Origin of the sequence: uncultured Flavobacterium sp. (assembly GCF_963925185.1) — a bacterium.
GTDB lineage: Bacteria > Bacteroidota > Bacteroidia > Flavobacteriales > Flavobacteriaceae > Flavobacterium.
Genome location: NZ_CAWURC010000011.1, coordinates 1 through 16,701 on the forward strand (window position 1 = coordinate 1; position 16,701 = coordinate 16,701).

At 34.5% G+C, this 16,701-nt stretch carries 19 protein-coding genes; 11 read left to right on the forward strand and 8 right to left on the reverse strand.

Translation table 11 applies throughout. The features are described from left to right. Positions 1-223 precede the first annotated feature (223 nt). The 4 genes from thrS to rplT all read left to right on the forward strand — a co-directional run bounded on the left by thrS (position 224) and on the right by rplT (position 3,494). Positions 224-2,170: a threonine--tRNA ligase gene (gene thrS, locus AABM59_RS03370; RefSeq protein WP_338407565.1), complete on the forward strand. Its 1,947-nt coding sequence runs from the start codon at positions 224-226 to the stop codon at positions 2,168-2,170. A 22-nt stretch (positions 2,171-2,192) separates the two neighbouring features. Next, the gene (gene infC / locus AABM59_RS03375; RefSeq protein ID WP_143392053.1) at positions 2,193-2,744 is read left to right on the forward strand and encodes a translation initiation factor IF-3; all 552 of its coding nucleotides are present in this window, start codon (positions 2,193-2,195) and stop codon (positions 2,742-2,744) included. A gap of 107 nt (positions 2,745-2,851) precedes the next feature. Next, positions 2,852-3,049, forward strand: a complete 198-nt coding sequence (rpmI, locus tag AABM59_RS03380; protein ID WP_338407566.1) for a 50S ribosomal protein L35 — start codon at positions 2,852-2,854, stop codon at positions 3,047-3,049. A 100-nt stretch (positions 3,050-3,149) separates the two neighbouring features. Beyond that, entirely contained in the window at positions 3,150-3,494 is a 345-nt protein-coding gene (rplT, locus tag AABM59_RS03385) for a 50S ribosomal protein L20 (protein ID WP_132007375.1), read from the forward strand. A 514-nt stretch (positions 3,495-4,008) separates the two neighbouring features. Here the strand turns inward: rplT and hisS are convergent. Next, positions 4,009-5,379 (reverse strand): histidine--tRNA ligase, encoded by a 1,371-nt coding sequence (hisS, locus tag AABM59_RS03390; protein WP_338407567.1) that lies wholly within the window; start codon positions 5,377-5,379, stop codon positions 4,009-4,011. A 180-nt stretch (positions 5,380-5,559) separates the two neighbouring features. Between hisS and AABM59_RS03395 the strand changes: the two genes are divergently transcribed. Further along, positions 5,560-6,801, forward strand: a complete 1,242-nt coding sequence (locus AABM59_RS03395) for an ABC transporter permease (protein ID WP_338407568.1) — start codon at positions 5,560-5,562, stop codon at positions 6,799-6,801. Between the two features lie 12 nt (positions 6,802-6,813). Here AABM59_RS03395 and prmC read toward each other — a convergent pair whose 3' ends face one another. Together prmC and AABM59_RS03405 are read right to left on the reverse strand one after the other, a co-directional pair. Continuing rightward, positions 6,814-7,683, reverse strand: a complete 870-nt coding sequence (gene prmC / locus AABM59_RS03400) for a peptide chain release factor N(5)-glutamine methyltransferase (RefSeq protein WP_338407569.1) — start codon at positions 7,681-7,683, stop codon at positions 6,814-6,816. Between the two features lie 37 nt (positions 7,684-7,720). Then, entirely contained in the window at positions 7,721-8,212 is a 492-nt protein-coding gene (locus AABM59_RS03405; protein ID WP_338407570.1) for a GNAT family N-acetyltransferase, read from the reverse strand. A 104-nt stretch (positions 8,213-8,316) separates the two neighbouring features. Here AABM59_RS03405 and ribD point away from each other — a divergent pair, with 104 nt between their 5' ends. The 3 genes from ribD to AABM59_RS03420 are packed head-to-tail and all read left to right on the forward strand — an operon-like array spanning position 8,317 to position 10,619. Next, entirely contained in the window at positions 8,317-9,366 is a 1,050-nt protein-coding gene (ribD, locus tag AABM59_RS03410; protein WP_338407604.1) for a bifunctional diaminohydroxyphosphoribosylaminopyrimidine deaminase/5-amino-6-(5-phosphoribosylamino)uracil reductase RibD, read from the forward strand. Further along, positions 9,359-9,967, forward strand: coding sequence for an HAD family phosphatase (locus tag AABM59_RS03415; protein ID WP_338407571.1), 609 nt, complete (start codon positions 9,359-9,361; stop codon positions 9,965-9,967). The genes ribD and AABM59_RS03415 overlap by 8 nt, the downstream gene beginning before the upstream one ends. 46 nt (positions 9,968-10,013) lie before the next feature. Next, positions 10,014-10,619 (forward strand): YigZ family protein, encoded by a 606-nt coding sequence (locus AABM59_RS03420; protein WP_338407572.1) that lies wholly within the window; start codon positions 10,014-10,016, stop codon positions 10,617-10,619. 46 nt (positions 10,620-10,665) lie between these two features. On the opposite strand, the gene AABM59_RS03425 is transcribed toward AABM59_RS03420, so the two are convergent. Then, positions 10,666-11,070, reverse strand: a complete 405-nt coding sequence (locus AABM59_RS03425) for a thioesterase family protein (RefSeq protein WP_338407573.1) — start codon at positions 11,068-11,070, stop codon at positions 10,666-10,668. Positions 11,071-11,256: 186 nt separating this feature from the next. On the opposite strand from AABM59_RS03425, the gene dnaA reads away from it, so the two are divergent. From dnaA to AABM59_RS03440, 3 genes are all read left to right on the forward strand, one after another. Further along, on the forward strand, positions 11,257-12,684 hold the full coding sequence (gene dnaA / locus AABM59_RS03430) for a chromosomal replication initiator protein DnaA (RefSeq protein ID WP_338407574.1): 1,428 nt from the start codon (positions 11,257-11,259) through the stop codon (positions 12,682-12,684). 7 nt (positions 12,685-12,691) lie between these two features. Beyond that, positions 12,692-13,159, forward strand: coding sequence for a low molecular weight protein-tyrosine-phosphatase (locus tag AABM59_RS03435; protein WP_338407575.1), 468 nt, complete (start codon positions 12,692-12,694; stop codon positions 13,157-13,159). 69 nt (positions 13,160-13,228) lie between these two features. After that, entirely contained in the window at positions 13,229-13,951 is a 723-nt protein-coding gene (locus tag AABM59_RS03440; RefSeq protein WP_338407576.1) for an SAM-dependent methyltransferase, read from the forward strand. Positions 13,952-13,998: 47 nt separating this feature from the next. Here AABM59_RS03440 and AABM59_RS03445 read toward each other — a convergent pair whose 3' ends face one another. The 4 genes from AABM59_RS03445 to mltG all read right to left on the reverse strand — a co-directional run bounded on the left by AABM59_RS03445 (position 13,999) and on the right by mltG (position 16,691). Then, on the reverse strand, positions 13,999-14,634 hold the full coding sequence (locus tag AABM59_RS03445) for a peptidoglycan-binding protein LysM (protein WP_338407577.1): 636 nt from the start codon (positions 14,632-14,634) through the stop codon (positions 13,999-14,001). Between the two features lie 143 nt (positions 14,635-14,777). After that, positions 14,778-15,368 (reverse strand): DUF2279 domain-containing protein, encoded by a 591-nt coding sequence (locus tag AABM59_RS03450; protein WP_338407578.1) that lies wholly within the window; start codon positions 15,366-15,368, stop codon positions 14,778-14,780. Beyond that, positions 15,361-15,615 (reverse strand): hypothetical protein, encoded by a 255-nt coding sequence (locus tag AABM59_RS03455; RefSeq protein ID WP_338407579.1) that lies wholly within the window; start codon positions 15,613-15,615, stop codon positions 15,361-15,363. Before AABM59_RS03455 ends, AABM59_RS03450 begins: the two co-directional genes overlap by 8 nt. Before the next feature lie 35 nt (positions 15,616-15,650). Then, positions 15,651-16,691 (reverse strand): endolytic transglycosylase MltG, encoded by a 1,041-nt coding sequence (gene mltG, locus AABM59_RS03460; RefSeq protein WP_338407580.1) that lies wholly within the window; start codon positions 16,689-16,691, stop codon positions 15,651-15,653. Between the last annotated feature and the right edge of the window lie 10 nt (positions 16,692-16,701).

Below are 16,701 nucleotides of genomic sequence, written 5' to 3' on the forward strand. Positions count from 1 at the left end.
ACTCCCCTAGCACTGATAGTAGCAAAATTCTTATGAGCCGAGGTTCGGCTCATAAGAGATTGTATTGGATTGAGGCCCGTTCGGCTTTCAGCCTCGGGTAAGGAAAATAGCTCCTGATTACTTTGTTTCTAGCAAGGACAACATTATATAATGTATAATCTTGCATATATATTGTATGTGTTTTTGTAATGGTCTATATTTGCATTCTTAAAATAATTAAACAATGATTAAGATTACTTTGCCCGATGGGTCAGTTAAAGAGTTTGTGCCGAATGTAACCCCTATGGATGTTGCTATAAGCATTAGCGAGGGATTTGCTAGAAATGTGATTTCGGCATCTTTTGATGGTGCAATTGTAGAAACCACAACTCCTTTGACAACGGATGGAAGTCTTATATTATATACGTGGAATGACGAAGGTGGCAAAAAAGCGTTCTGGCATTCTAGCTCGCACGTGATGGCCCAGGTCCTTGAAGAAATGTATCCTGGAATAAAACTGACTCTTGGGCCAGCGATCTCGAATGGATTTTACTATGACGTGGATTTTGAAGATCAAAAAATTACGGATGCTGATTTTAAAAAGATTGAGGATCGAGTTTTAGAAATTTCAAGAGAGAAGCACGAATTTAAATTGCGCTCTGTTTCGAAAGCCGAGGCATTAGAGACTTATAAAGATAATGTATACAAAACTGAATTGATTACGAATCTTGAAGATGGAACGATTACTTTTTGTGACCATTCTACTTTTACCGATTTGTGTCGTGGTGGACATATTCCTAATACCGGAATCATCAAAGCAATGAAAATCATGAGTGTTGCCGGTGCATACTGGCGCGGTGATGAAAAGAACAAGCAGCTGACTCGTGTTTATGGAATTTCGTTTCCGAAACAAAAAGATTTGACAGAATACCTGGAATTATTGGAAGAAGCGAAACGTCGTGACCACAGAAAACTTGGAAAAGAATTGGAATTGTTTGCCTTTTCGGCGAAAGTGGGTCAAGGGCTGCCTTTATGGCTGCCTAAAGGAGCTGCACTTCGCGATCGTTTGGAGCAATTTTTGAAAAAAGCACAGAAGAAAGCGGGTTACGAACAAGTGGTTACGCCACACATTGGACAGAAAGAATTATATGTTACTTCGGGTCATTATGCAAAATATGGCGCTGATAGCTTTCAGCCTATAAACACTCCAGCCGAAGGCGAAGAGTTTTTATTGAAACCCATGAACTGTCCACATCACTGTGAAATCTACAATGTAAGACCTTGGTCGTATAAAGATTTACCAAAACGTTATGCAGAATTTGGAACCGTTTATCGTTACGAACAAAGTGGCGAGTTACACGGCTTGACTCGTGTGCGTGGGTTTACTCAAGATGACGCTCATATTTTTTGTACTCCTGACCAACTGGATCAAGAGTTTAAAAATGTTATCGACTTGGTTTTGTATGTTTTTGGTTCTTTAGGATTCGAAAATTTTACGGCACAGATTTCGTTACGTGATCAAGAAAACAGAGAAAAATACATTGGTTCAGATGAGAATTGGGAGAAAGCAGAAAGTGCAATCATCAATGCTGCTGCTGATAAAGGTTTAAAAACAGTCATAGCTTATGGCGAAGCTGCTTTTTATGGTCCAAAGTTGGACTTTATGGTCAAAGATGCCTTGGGAAGACAATGGCAATTGGGAACCATTCAAGTAGATTACAACTTGCCCGAACGTTTCGAATTGACCTACAAAGGTTCTGACGATCAATTGCACACACCAGTAATGATTCACAGAGCTCCTTTTGGATCGATGGAGCGTTTTATTGCTATTCTAATTGAGCATACGGCAGGAAAATTCCCACTTTGGTTGATGCCAGAACAAGCTATTATTTTGTGTTTGAGCGAGAAATATGAAATATATGCGAAAAAAGTTTTAAATCTGCTAGAAAATCACGAAATTCGCGCCCTAATTGACAACAGAAATGAGTCAATTGGCAGAAAAATTAGAGATGCAGAGATGCAAAAAACCCCGTTTATGCTGATTGTAGGCGAGGAAGAAGAGAAAAACGGAACCCTATCTATACGTCGTCACGGACAAGAAGGAAAAGGGAATGTTAGCGTTACAGTTGAGGAATTTGCTGCAATTGTAAACGAAGAAATAGGCAAAACACTAAAAACATTTACAGTTTAACTTAAATTATAAAGCCATAGCAATAAGAAGCAATAGAGGTTATCAGCCTCGAGTAGAAAAAAAAGACGCCCATAGAATAAACAACCTAATACGTGGTGTGCAAGAAGTGAGACTTGTAGGTGAAAATATTGAGCCTGGAGTTTTTAAACTTTCGGAAGCGTTACGATTAGCAGACGAATTTGAACTAGATTTAGTTGAAATTTCTCCTAATGCAGAACCTCCAGTTTGTAAAATAATGGACTATAAAAAGTTCGTTTATATGCAAAAGAAACGGGAGAAAGAGCTTAAAGCAAAATCTACTCAAATTGTAGTAAAAGAAATTCGTTTTGGTCCTCAAACAGATGAGCACGATTATGAATTTAAAAGAAAAAATGCAGAAAAATTTCTAAAAGAAGGTTCAAAATTGAAAGCGTTTGTTTTTTTTAAAGGACGTTCCATTATATATAAAGACCAGGGGCAAATCTTGTTATTAAGATTAGCTACCGATCTTGAAGAATTTGGGAAAGTAGAAGCAATGCCCGTTCTCGAAGGAAAGAGAATGATTATGTTTATTGCTCCAAAGAAAAAGAAATAGTAATTAGGCAAAAGGCAAAAGGCAAAAGTTTTAAAACAATTGACTTATGGCTATGGCTTATCACTTGAAAATAAGTAAGTAAGAATAAATTAAAAAACTAGGAAAAAATGCCTAAAATGAAAACCAAATCTAGCGCCAAGAAACGATTTAAAGTTACTGGTACTGGAAAAATTAAAAGAAAGCATGCTTTCAAAAGTCACATTTTGACTAAAAAATCTAAAAAACGTAAATTAGCTTTGACACACTCAGCGCTAGTTCACAAAACAGATATGAAAAGCATCAAACAACAATTAAGAATTCTATAAGACTTCTTTAGGTTAAAACAATTTAAAATAACCTTGGAGTGGGCCATTAAGTACTTTCGATTCAATTCAAGTCGCCTTACTACAAAAAAACAGAAAAATTATGCCAAGATCAGTAAATTCAGTTGCTAAAAGAGCAAGAAGAAAAAAGATAATGAAGCAAGCCAAAGGTTTCTTTGGTCGTCGTAAAAACGTTTGGACAGTTGCGAAAAATGCGGTGGAGAAAGCAATGTGCTATGCTTACCGTGACAGAAAAGTGAATAAAAGAAATTTCCGTTCATTATGGATTCAACGTATTAACGCTGGAGCCAGATTAGAAGGAATGTCTTATTCAGAACTAATGGGGAAAATCAAAAAAAATAACATCGAATTGAACCGTAAAGTTCTTGCCGATTTAGCAATGAATCACCCAGTAGCTTTCAAAGCCATACTTAATAAAGTAAAATAAACGTTTTATCAACTCAATTTAAGATTACTTACTAAAGAGAAACCCAGTCGAAAGATTGGGTTTTTTGTTTTTAGGAGCACAGCATACCAGTTTACCAAAGCAGTAGTCCCGCTATTCATTTCAATCCACACCCAAAAACTTTGGATTTACATTACTATCGGGGCTAATTTATATCGTTTTGCTTATTTAACAACAAATTTTTATTGCATCAAAAAAATAGCATAAATAGCATAAATAGCATAAATAGTATAAATAACCCGTTGGGTGGAATTAAATTATTTGATTTTTAATATTTATTGGTCTGTCAAATACAAATTTATACTTAGAAAGTTAAAATTAAGTCCACCAAAATATTAAATTGCCAATTAAAAATATTAATTACGGAGTATATATTGTTATAGTCAAAACTTCAAAAGGAGATATTAGTAAAAAAATTGCAGTCAATTAACAAAAAAAAAACTTCCTCTAATGGAAGTTTTTTTGTTACAGACAAAAAATTAAAAATAGTATTTGGTTATTTTAAAGCTTCTTTCAAACCTTCAAAATCAAGTAAAACTTGGTCTCCGGAAATCAGATTTTTCAAGGCAAACTTCCCTTGGCTCATTTCTGCTTCGCCAACGATGACTGCATATGAAATTCCCCGTTTATCAGCATGTTGAAACTGTTTTCCCACTTTTGCATCATCAGGATATAATTCTACTTTTATCCCAAAACTACGCAGTTTTGTTATCGCCTTCATCGCATAAAAAGCTTCGTTTTCGCCATAATTAATAAACAATGCTTTTGAGGCTGAAGTTACTGCTTCTGGGAACAAACTCAGTTCTTCAATAACTAAATAAATTCGGTCCAAACCGAAAGAAATTCCAACACCGCTCACATTTGGCAAGCCGAAAATTCCGGTCAAATCATCATATCTTCCTCCGCCTCCAACGGAACCCATCGCAACTTGTTTTGGCGGAGCTACTTCAAAAATAGCACCCGTATAATAATTCAAACCACGAGCCAAAGTCACATCCAAATCTAAAATGGCGCTATTCAAACCCAGATTTACCACATTATCGCAAATAAAATGCAGTTCTTCCACTCCTTTCATTCCTTCTTCGGAAGCAACTAATAATGTAGAAAGTTGGTTGATTTTCTCCGAAATAGTTCCCGTAAAATTAAATAGCGGCTGCACTTTTTCGATAGCAGATTCCGAGATTCCTTTTTCTATCATTTCCTTTTTCACGCCATCCTCGCCTATTTTATCAAGTTTATCTAAGGCAATCGTAAAATCAATTAATTTATCTTTGGCTCCAATAACTTCGGCAATTCCAGAAAGAATTTTTCGGTTATTGATTTTAATTGTCACGCCTTCTAATCCTAATTCGCTAAAAACCGAATCGTACAATTGAACCAATTCCACTTCCTGCCACAAGGATTTTGAGCCCACAACATCGGCATCACACTGAAAAAACTCTCTAAAACGCCCTTTCTGCGGACGATCAGCGCGCCAAACCGGTTGGATTTGATACCGCTTAAACGGAAACTCAATTTCGTTTTGATGTTGCACCACATAACGCGCAAAAGGAACGGTTAGATCGTAGCGCAAAGCTTTCTCGGAGATACTTGATGTGAGTTTGTTACTTTCTTTATTTTGCAATAAAATAGTATCGGCTTTCGCCAAATAATCTCCCGAATTCAAAATCTTGAAAATCAATCGATCTCCTTCTTCTCCATATTTCCCCATCAGGGTTTCGGAGTTTTCGAACGAAGGAGTTTCTATAGGTTGAAAACCAAATTTTTCGAAATTGCTTTTGATAATCGATATGATATATTGACGTTTTGCCACCTCAGCTGGTGAAAAATCTCTTGTGCCTTTAGGAATACTTGGTTTTTGAGCCATTTTAATTAATTAGAAATTACGAATTAAGAATTTCAAAAAATAAAATCGATTTCTTCAAAATCGAAATTTGGAATTTGAAATTCGTAATTCTTTCTGCAAATATCTTATTTTTAAAATAAATATCCCATCTTCTAAAGCAAACTTGTAACAAAAATTGTAATTTCGTGTCAAATAGGCACTATGTTTAAATTATTCCGAGAAAACGTCCGCATTGCATTAGGCTCTATAAGAACGCAATTGTTGCGCACCATACTTACCGTATTGATAATCGCTATAGGAATAACGGCTTTGGTAGGGATTCTAACCGTAGTTTCGGCTTTGGAAAACACCATTTCGACAAAATTTGCATCAATGGGAGCTAATACATTCAACGTAAATCAGTACGGAAATGTCGTTCGGCGCCGTGGTGGTGAAGAACGGGTAATCATAAATCCTATCATTTCCTATCCCGAAGCAGTTAACTTCAAAAACAAATATAAGTTTCCGTTTACCGAAACTTCTGTTTCTTTTACGGCAACTACAAGGGCTGAAGTGAAATATGAAGCTACAAAAACGGATCCCGAAATCACAGTCTTAGGTGTCGATGAAAATTATATAACTAACTCCGGATTGGAAACAAATTCTGGGCGAAACTTTACTCCTTTTGATATCCAAAACAACACCTATACTTGCATAGTAGGTTCCGATTTTATGAAAGGATTGCTCAAAGACCTGAACCCAATCGACAAAATAATTTCTATTCGTGGAGCAAAATTCAAAGTAATCGGTGTGTTAAAAGAAAAAGGCTCCACCTTTGGTAATAGCCAGGATTTAAGGGTTTTAATTCCAATTCAAGTGGCGCGCTCCTTGTTTACCGCTCCCAATATAAATTATACCATAAGCATAATGGTTGCCCAAAAAGAAATGATAGATCAAGCTATTGATAATACCATTAATACGATGCGAAAAGTTCGCAAATTGAGTCCCGTTAACGATAATAATTTTGCAATTGTACGAAGTGATGACCTAATCAATAGGATTCTCAGTATTACACAATATCTTGGAATCGCTTCATGGATTATTGGCATCATCACTATTCTAGGGTCGTCTATCGCTTTAATGAATATTATGATTGTTTCGGTTACAGAACGGACAAGGGAAATTGGAGTTCGAAAAGCCCTTGGAGCAAAAAAATCAACCATCGCTTTCCAGTTTTTTATAGAAACCCTACTTATCGGCCAAATGGGAGGTTTTATTGGGATTATTTTCGGAATCCTAATAGGTTTTGTTATAGCAAGTGCAATGAGTTTTGCATTTGTAATTCCTTGGGGAGCAATTATGGCAGCGTTTATTACAAGTTTTATTGTTGCGGTAATTTCCGGTTTATATCCTGCAATTAAAGCTGCAAAATTGGATCCAATTGAAGCCCTGCGTTATGAGTAAAAAGGGTGCCGTTTAAAAACTCTTCTTGCTGAATACAGCCTTAATCATTCTGTCATTTCCATAAATATCTTTCCGTAGTTCGATGTCTTTAAAATTCATTTTTTTGAGTAAATCAACCGTTTCATTTCCTAAATACTGATTGATTTCGAAAAACAATTGACCTTCTTGAGATAAGTTTTTTTGTGCCAATGCCGCTATTTTTCTATAAAAAATAAGCGCATCCTCATCTTCAACAAACAGTGCCAAATGGGGCTCATTGTCCAAAACATTTTTTTTAATTTCTTTTTTTTCCAACTCTCGAACGTAAGGTGGATTAGAAACAATAACATCAAATTGCAAGTCTAATTCTTCGGTCTCCAAAATATTTTTTTGAATAAAAGTGACATTTACATCATTGATTATAGCATTTTTTTGGGCTGTAGCCAAAGCTTTTTCAGAAATGTCTATCGCAAAAACTTGAGTGTTTCGAATGTTTTTTGCCAAAGTAATGGCAATGCAACCACTTCCCGTTCCAATGTCAAGAATCCTTAAATTTTTGCCATTTTGTGGGACAACGCAATCGCTAATAATCCATTCTACTAATTCTTCTGTTTCAGGTCTTGGAATCAAAACAGCAGCATTCACCTGGAAATTTAAACCATAAAAACTGGTTTTTCCCAATAGATATTGAATTGGAATTTCTTGCTGCAAGTTTTCCAAAATCGAATCCCAAAGTTGCATTTCTTTATCAGAAAAAGTTAAATCAGGATTCAAAGCCAAGTCAATTCTTTTCAGCTGATGTTTCTCTTGCAGAATCAAATAGAAAAAACTCTCCGCTTCTCCATAACCATTAAGTAGCGAAAGTTTCTGAATAAATTCGGTCCTGTATTGTTTAATTTTCATTGGTTATTCTGGTTTTTATTAATTCACATTAAGAAAGTTAGTGAGCTAAATCCTTCAACATCCAAACCGGGCAAGAAACGTGACCAGTACTACCCATTGGTGAACTTATATATTCGAAACCTACTTTTTTATAGAGTTTTTGGGCATCATGCATAAAAGGCATTGTTTCGAGATAACATTTTTCGAAACCAAGTTCTCTAGCACTTTGCAAACATATTTCCATCATTTGACTTCCAATTCCCAATCCTCGAGTTTCTGGAAGAAAATACATTTTTTGCAATTCACAAATAGTTTCGACTTCGTTTTCGAGTGGCGCAACTCCTGCTCCTCCTATAATTTTGCCGTTGTTTTCGACTACAAAATATACCGATTTTGGCTTATTATATTCTTCAAACATTAAATCTAAATAAGGATCAGCATACGCAGTTCCTACTTTTGGAATATTCAATTCGTCAAAAATTGCTCTAATTAATTGCGCAACTGCATGATTATCTTTTTCCTCTATTTTTCTGATGATTGGATTTTCCATTTTTTGAAACACTTATTTTTTTTACAAAAATAGAAATTGTTTATTGTTATTTTTCAAAGTTTCTAAACTAAATCATAAACTCAAAAATGACTACTTTTGTAATTGTGAAAACATACGAAAAATATATGCTCCGTTGTATTGAATTGGCAAAAAATGGTTTGGGAACAACATATCCCAATCCGTTAGTTGGCAGCGTGATTGTGTATGACGGTAAAATTATTGGAGAGGGTTGGCATATAAAATCCGGCTCCCCACATGCCGAAGTTAACGCCGTAAATTCCGTAAAAGACAAATCCTTGTTAAGGAAATCGACTCTTTATGTGAGCCTGGAACCGTGTAGCCATTTTGGAAAAACACCTCCTTGTTGCGATTTAATTATAGAAAATGAGATTCCAAATGTCGTTATTGGAACCGTCGATCCCAATATAAAAGTGGCAGGAAAAGGCATCAGAAAATTAATTGAAGCCGGCAAAAAAGTAACTGTTGGCATTCTTGAAGACGAGTGTAAAGAATTAAACAAACGGTTTTTTACTTTTCACGAAAAGAAAAGACCCTATGTTATTTTGAAATGGGCTGAAAGTAAAGATGGGTTTATTGCCCCAATAAAAATACCTCGTAAAGAACGAAAACCAGTTTGGATAACAAATGAATTTTCACGACAGTTAGTTCATAAATGGCGAAGCGAAGAACAAGCCATTCTTGTGGGAACCAACACAATTGTTGACGACAATCCAAAATTAGACGTGAGAGATTGGGTAGGAAATAATCCGACAAGAATTGTTTTAGACCCCAATAATCGCATTCTGAAAGACAGTCATGTATTTGATAATCAAATAAAAACAATAATTTTTTCGAAATCAATTTCGTCTAGTACTAAAGAAAACATTATATTTGAGGGAATAAATTTCGAACAGAATGTAGCACAACAAATCCTGAAAATATTGTATAAGCGCCAAATTCAATCGGTAATTATTGAGGGTGGCAACCAAACTTTGCAAACTTTTATAGACGAAAACCTTTGGGATGAAGCCCGATTATTTATTGGAAACAAAAGCTTTGAATCAGGAATCAAAGCGCCAATTATAGCTTTAAAAAACATTGAAAAGCAATCGATTGCCAACGATGAACTTCTAATATCAAGAAACTATGATTAATACCATCATTTTTGATTTTGGCGATATTTTTATCAATTTAGATAAAAAAGCAACTGTTAATGCCTTAAAAAAACTTGGGTTGTCAGAATGGAATGAAGATATAAATCAATTAAATTTAGAATTTGAAACCGGAAAAATCTCCAGAAAAAACTTTCTGCTTGGCATTCAAAAACAGGTTCCTAACGCTTCTATTGACGAAATACTTGATGCTTGGAATGCAATTCTTCTCGACTTTCCTTTATATCGCTTGGAATTTTTACAGAAAATTTCAAAAAAATACCGTTTGTTTTTATTAAGTAACACCGATTCTATTCATATTGACAAATTCGAGCAAGAAAGCGGAATTTCATTTTACCGCGATTTTTACCAATGTTTCGAAAAAGTATATTTTTCATTTGAGATCGGGATGAGGAAACCTGATACGAAAATTTTTAACAGTCTTTTAAAAACGCATGAATTATTTGCCAAACGAACTTTATTTGTTGATGACAAAAAAGAAAATACAGATGCAGCTCATTCAATCGGAATGAATGTATGGAATTTGCAAGTTGGTAAGGAAGACGTCATTGATTTATTTTCCATAAAAGATTTTGAGCTATGAAAAATTCAATGGCAATTTCAAATTTCTATAAAATCTTAAAAAAAATTTGGTAGACACATACAAAACCATAGCATTTTCTTCTCCTGAAGTTCTATTTAAAGACAAAAACAGTAAATTTTTTGGCTATGCATTTCCCATTCAATCCGAAGCAGAAGTAAAACCCATAATCGACACATTACGCAAACAACACCCCAATGCCGGACACTATTGTTATGCGTATCAAATTGGCACAGAAACGATAACCTATAGAGCAAATGATGATGGTGAACCCAGTAATAGCTCAGGGATGCCTATTTATGGGCAAATACAGTCCTTTGCCGTTACTAATATATTAGTCGTGGTTGTGAGAGTTTTTGGTGGCACAAAATTAGGTGTTGGCGGATTGATTTCGGCTTACAAAACTTCGGCACTATTAACACTTGAAGCTTCTGAAATAATTAAAAAAACCATCAATATTCATTATCTTGTATCATTCGATTACAAGAATATTAATAAAATAATGCGAGTTATTAAGAAAAAAAACATGGAAATCGTTAACCAAAAAATGGAAATGAGTTGTGAAATAGAAATTCTTACTCGAAAAAAAAATGCCAAAATGATTTTCGACATTTTTAATTCGATGTTTGAAATTGAAATAAAACTAAAAGAATAAAACAAAAAAAGCTATTTCTATTATCATATCGACAAAGAATATTACATTATTCCACTTTATCTAAAATATCCAAAATATATTTTGGGGGAGCTATTGGTCTCCCAGTTTTCATGTCTACAAACACTAAAATAGAGTTCCCCGTTGTTAACAACTCATTCTTATCGTTGTATAGCTCATAGTCAAATTCAATCTTTATGGACGTCTTATTTTTTAATATCGTTTTTAGTGTCAAAAGCTCATCATAATGAGCGGGCTTTTTATAATTTATGGTTAAAGAAACTACAGGAAGCATAGTTCCATTTTCTTCCATCCATTTATAAGAAATCCCTCTGTTTCTAAGCCATTCGACTCTTCCAACTTCGAAATATTGAGCATAATTTCCATGATAAACTACACGCATTTGATCAGTTTCCGAATAGCGCACACGAATTTTAGTTAGATGATATTCCATTAATTATTGATTATAAAGTTTAAATACAAATTAGTTCCATACAACAATTTTTTATTAAATTTGTATGCATTTTATTTTTTTTTAGACAAATTTATTCACATATTTGTTACCCTGAAAAAGAATTGATAATTCAAGCCTTTTTTAATTTAGAAAATATTACCAACCCAAAAATAATTTAACCAATTTATGAACAAGACTGCTCAATCAGTATGGGAAAACTGTTTGTCTTTTATAAAAGACAACATTCAAGATCAAGCCTACAAAACTTGGTTTGAACCAATCAAATCAGTTGAACTTACCGATAATGCATTGTACATTCAAGTTCCTAGTAAGTTTTTCTACGAATGGCTAGAAGAACATTATGTTAAATTATTAAAAGTAGCATTGACCAAAGAACTCGGGAAAAATGCAAAGTTACTCTATAAAATTAAAATGGAAAACACTTATGGCAATAAACAACCATTTACTGAACAATTGCCTAGTGCTAATCGAGTGCCCATGAAACCACAAGATGTTGACGCCCCTTTTAAAAATTTAAATCCGGAATTAAGAAATCCTTTTGTAATTCCTGGAATTCGAAATTTAAAAATCGAATCCCAATTGAATGCAAATTATAGTTTTGACAATTTTCTCGAAGGCGATTCTAATAGATTAGCACGCTCGGCAGGTATGGCTGTAGCTAATAAACCTGGTGGAACTTCCTTTAATCCATTATTGATTTTTGGAGGTGTAGGTTTAGGAAAAACGCATTTGGCTCATGCAATCGGGGTTGAAATTAAAGATAAACACCCAGAAAAAACTGTTTTATATATTTCAGCAGAAATTTTCACACAACAATATATCGATTCGGTAAAGAAGAACAATCGAAATGATTTCATCCATTTTTACCAACTTATCGATGTATTAATCATTGATGATGTTCAATTTCTTTCTGGGAAATCAGGAACTCAAGACGTGTTTTTCCATATTTTTAACTATTTGCACCAAAATGGGAAACAGGTAATTCTGACTTCAGACAAAGCGCCTGTAGACATGCAAGATATAGAACAAAGATTATTATCTCGTTTTAAATGGGGGTTATCTGCAGAACTACACCAACCTGATTATGAAACCAGAATTTCTATCCTAAAAAATATTTTATATCGTGATGGTGTTGAGATTCCTGATGAAATTATCGAATATGTAGCCAGAAATATCAAATCGAATGTACGAGAACTTGAAGGCGCAATTATTTCCTTGATTGCACAATCTTCTTTTAATAAAAAAGAAATTAATCTAGAACTTGCAAAAAGCGTTGTTGAAAAATTCGTAAAAAATGTAAAAAGAGAAATTTCAATCGATTACATTCAAAAAATTGTTTCTGACTATTTTCAATTAGATTTAGAAACACTTCAATCCAAAACAAGAAAAAGACATATCGTTCAAGCGAGACAATTGGCCATGTTTTTTGCCAAGAAATTCACTAAAGCTTCACTGGCAAATATTGGTTCCCAAATAGGGGATCGGGATCATGCTACCGTACTTCACGCATGTAAAACCGTTGATAATTTGGTTGCAACCGACAAACAATTCAAGAAGTTTGTTGAAGATATCAATAAAAAATTAACGCTATAAACGCATTATGCCCCTAAAGATATTAATGGTTTGCTTGGGCAATATTTGTAGGTCACCATTAGCCGAAGGAATATTGGCATCAAAACTTCCTGCAGATAAATTCAACGTAGATTCTGCCGGAACAGGTTCTTGGCACATTGACCACCAGCCAGATGAACGTTCTATTGCCATTGCCAAAAAAAACAAAGTAGATATTTCTAATCAAAAAGGAAGACAATTCACCACTAGCGATTTTGATGCTTTTGACTACATATACGTTATGGATAATTCCAATTATTGGGATGTTATACAACTAGTGGAAAATCAAGAACAAACGGAAAAAGTGAAACTCATCTTGAATGAATTATTTCCCAATGAAAATATGGATGTACCAGACCCTTATTTTGGCATGCCAAACGGATTCGACTCTGTTTATAAAATGCTCGATAAGGCATGTGACATAATTGCCGAAAAACTTATTGAAAAACACTGTTAAATCATTTGTCTCTTAATATTCAAAATAGAGACTTCCTAATTTGACCTTCCAAGAATAAAAGCAACTTGAATGAAACCAACTAATTTTCCAGGAAAACTATACTTAATACCAACCACTTTAGGAGAAGGAGATCCTATGGATGTTTTACCCCAAACCGTGAAAAGAACAATTGATTTCATTGATGATTACATTGTAGAGAATGAAAAAACGGCTAGAAAATTCATAAAAAGCATTCAACCAGAGAAAATTCAAGCCACACTTAGACTAAGTGCTTTAAATAAATACACTGAAGTTTCTGAACACGACAAGATGCTACAACCTTGTTTAGAAGGAAAAAATATAGGTTTAATGAGTGAAGCGGGTTGCCCCGGAGTTGCTGATCCTGGCGCTGTCATTGTAAAATTGGCTCACGAAAAAGGAATCCAAGTAGTTCCATTAGTTGGTCCATCCTCCATTTTATTGGCGATTATGGCTTCTGGAATGAACGGGCAAAGTTTTGCATTTAATGGATACATTCCAATTGACAAAGCCGAAAAAAAGACAGCCCTAAAAAATTTGGAAAAATTATCCCAAGATAAAAACCAATCGCAACTTTTTATTGAAACCCCTTATAGAAATAATAAAATGCTCGAGGATATTCTTCAAGCCTTGAATCCGTCAACCTATCTTTGTGTTGCAACAGACATCACTCTGCCAACTGAATTCATAAAAACAATGAGAGCATCGGAATGGAAAAAAATAAAAGTTGATTTACACAATCGTCCTACCATTTTTATTATCCATAAAATGTAAAAAAAACCACGCAAAATTGCGTGGCTCTATTTATATCTCAAATATGTCTATTTAACTTTAGCATTAATATTAGCGACTATGAACGAAGTATCATAACCCCCAAATGATCTCATATAACTCCTAATCGAAGTTCCATAAGCATCTCTATAATATCTTTCTCCATTATTTCTGAGGTATTTTTTAACTGATCCAGCTCCTCCTAAATGGGCCGCAGCCAAAATCCCTGATTCAGTAATCAAAATCCCATTCATTATTATTCCTTCATATCTTTCGATTTCATATTTTAGTTTCCATTTATTTTTTGCCAAAAGAGCCACAAAGGCTTTTTCTTGCATTTTAGGGCTATTCAAAAATAATATACTATCGTGGATACCAACAGACTTTAAGGTTTCAATACCAAACTGGTATTTACCCATATAACCCAAAGAATTTGTTTTTTTGTATTTACCCTGAGATTCCTTCAAACCAATTGCTTCTTTGTAACCAACAAAGAATTTCCCTGTAAAAGGAACACTTAAATCAGTATCATCATTTTGTTTTTGGGATGGGAATAAGTAGTTTGCTTCTTCCGTTTCATTGGCAAGAAACCATTGGTTAGTATCTAAATCAAAGGGTTTAAAACCCGAGCTTAAAAAAGCAATAATAATAGTCAAACTTGTATAAAAAGACCATTTCTTTATCATAAATTGTTTTTCTTCAAACGCTGTCCCGTATTGAAATTTCTACGAGGCAAATATACAAAAAAATTAATAATACTGAAAATCAGTACATTAAACTTTTTTAAAAATACAATATAGAAAATTTGAATCCTCCGTGAGGCGAGTACTCAACCGTTGGAGCTGGAATTTTTAAAGTATTTAAAATCGAGAAAATAGTCTTCAAAAAATGGAATTTTTGTCTCAATTTTTGTAAAATCTACGTCCAAACTCAGGTAAAATTGTCTGGATCTTTCTGGTTTTTCGGTTAAAAATGGTGGATTATTCCCACCATTTCCCGAAATCATTCCATCCGCTCCATAACCCAACGCGAGATTGAGCCATATGGGTATTTTGGAATCTTTGTAAAATGAATGTAAATTGGCAGAAAGCCAATACGTTTGCCCGTTATAATCTTTTAGAATTTGTTCCGTAATTGAACTCCCCAACACCCCAGGTCTCAAAGCGGGATATTGAGTTGTATGAAAAGAGAACTTGGGCGTGATGCGTTGTTCGTTCCAAATTAATTCTTGCGAAACATACAAGGCTGTTCCGGTTGCATTCGCGTCAACGTCACCCATTGACGCTCCCCATTGGGATGAATAGCCATCCATAACTTCAACGGCGGTCAAAAACACAAATTTCAAGCCGGCTCCGTATACCAACTGCGTTTTGGTATCGGCTCCACTCCACTGCAACAATGCTGCGCCAGCTCTAGCCAAGGTGATACGATGAATAAAGATGGTCCACTTTATCCATTTGCATCCACTCTGAATTGTTATTTATAAAATGAAAATTGGATCTGGGATAGTCAGCATACCAAAGTTGGTTCATGCAAATCAAAGCGGCAGATCCCAATACTGCCTCGGAAACGAATACGGTATTGGTTCTTTTATTATTTAAAGTATCGGAAAGTGTAAAGAAATTGGCGAATGAACTTTGTGCAATAGCCGTTTGGAAAACTACCAAAAAAAGAAACTAATGGAGCTTTTTGAATTTCAAAATTATCTTTTTACGCCTTGACTGTTAATCCAATCAGAATATTTCTTGGCATTTTTTGTATGTTCTTTGAAAGTGGCGGCAAATTCGTGATAACCAAAACGATCTACGCTTGCGCAAAAATAAATAAAATTATTGTTTTCAGGATTCAAAACTGCTTCCAAAGCTGTAATGTCGGGCATCGCAATTGGACCTGGAGGAAGCCCAATGTTGACATAAGTATTGTATGGCGAAGTCATCGTCAAATCGTTATAAAACACCCTTTTAATCACTTGATTAAAATCATTTGCTTTCTTTTTAATAGCAAAAATAACCGTGGGATCGGCCTGAAGCGGCATTCCTTGTCGCAAGCGATTCAAGTAAACCCCGGCAATTCTTGGTCTTTCGTCCTTTTTAACTGATTCCTTGTGTACGATTGAAGCCAAAATTGTTGCCTCAATCGGAGTTAATCCTTGTTTAACTGCTTTTTCAGTACGCTCTTTGTTCCAGAAATTGCGGTATTCTTTAATCATTTTATCTCGGAATTTTTCAGCAGATGTGTTCCAATAAGTTTCATAGGTATTGGGAATAAACATTGCCAAAACATTCTCATCAGTAAAACCATTGTCTATTAGAAAAATAGAATCTTTAAACGATGTCAGCAATGAAATGCTGTCAGCTTCAATTTGAGAACCAACTCTACCCGCAAGATTCTCTAATCTTTCTTGATTGTTGAAAGCTAATTTTACAGGAATATTACTTCTCATAGCTTTGACCAATTCGTAATTATTCATTCCTTTGAAGAATAAAAAACGCCCCGGTTTTACGTTTTCTGGATAGCTTCTTTTATCTGCAACCATTTCAAAACGACTCCTATTCTCTACAAAAGGTTCTATTATTTTCTTGACATCTTCATAGCTGGAACCTGTTGGCACATAAACATAGACTTCATTTTCAGAAAATTTAGTGTTTATAGAAAAAATTTGTTGTGACAAAATAAATCCGTAAATCAGTAAAACAGCTATTAAAATGACTGATCCAATTGTTATTATTTTCTTTAAGTTCAAAACTATAATT

Bases quoted from the DNA above. Each gene is read 5' to 3' on its own strand.
- thrS (WP_338407565.1), top strand. From the start codon at position 224: ATGATTAAGATTACTTTGCCCGATGGGTCAGTTAAAGAGTTTGTGCCG.
- rpmI (WP_338407566.1), top strand. From the start codon at position 2,852: ATGCCTAAAATGAAAACCAAATCTAGCGCCAAGAAACGATTTAAAGTT.
- rplT (WP_132007375.1), top strand. From the start codon at position 3,150: ATGCCAAGATCAGTAAATTCAGTTGCTAAAAGAGCAAGAAGAAAAAAG.
- hisS (WP_338407567.1), bottom strand. From the start codon at position 5,379: ATGGCTCAAAAACCAAGTATTCCTAAAGGCACAAGAGATTTTTCACCA.
- AABM59_RS03395 (WP_338407568.1), top strand. From the start codon at position 5,560: ATGTTTAAATTATTCCGAGAAAACGTCCGCATTGCATTAGGCTCTATA.
- prmC (WP_338407569.1), bottom strand. From the start codon at position 7,683: ATGAAAATTAAACAATACAGGACCGAATTTATTCAGAAACTTTCGCTA.
- AABM59_RS03405 (WP_338407570.1), bottom strand. From the start codon at position 8,212: ATGGAAAATCCAATCATCAGAAAAATAGAGGAAAAAGATAATCATGCA.
- AABM59_RS03415 (WP_338407571.1), top strand. From the start codon at position 9,359: ATGATTAATACCATCATTTTTGATTTTGGCGATATTTTTATCAATTTA.
- AABM59_RS03425 (WP_338407573.1), bottom strand. From the start codon at position 11,070: ATGGAATATCATCTAACTAAAATTCGTGTGCGCTATTCGGAAACTGAT.
- dnaA (WP_338407574.1), top strand. From the start codon at position 11,257: ATGAACAAGACTGCTCAATCAGTATGGGAAAACTGTTTGTCTTTTATA.
- AABM59_RS03435 (WP_338407575.1), top strand. From the start codon at position 12,692: ATGCCCCTAAAGATATTAATGGTTTGCTTGGGCAATATTTGTAGGTCA.
- AABM59_RS03440 (WP_338407576.1), top strand. From the start codon at position 13,229: ATGAAACCAACTAATTTTCCAGGAAAACTATACTTAATACCAACCACT.
- AABM59_RS03445 (WP_338407577.1), bottom strand. From the start codon at position 14,634: ATGATAAAGAAATGGTCTTTTTATACAAGTTTGACTATTATTATTGCT.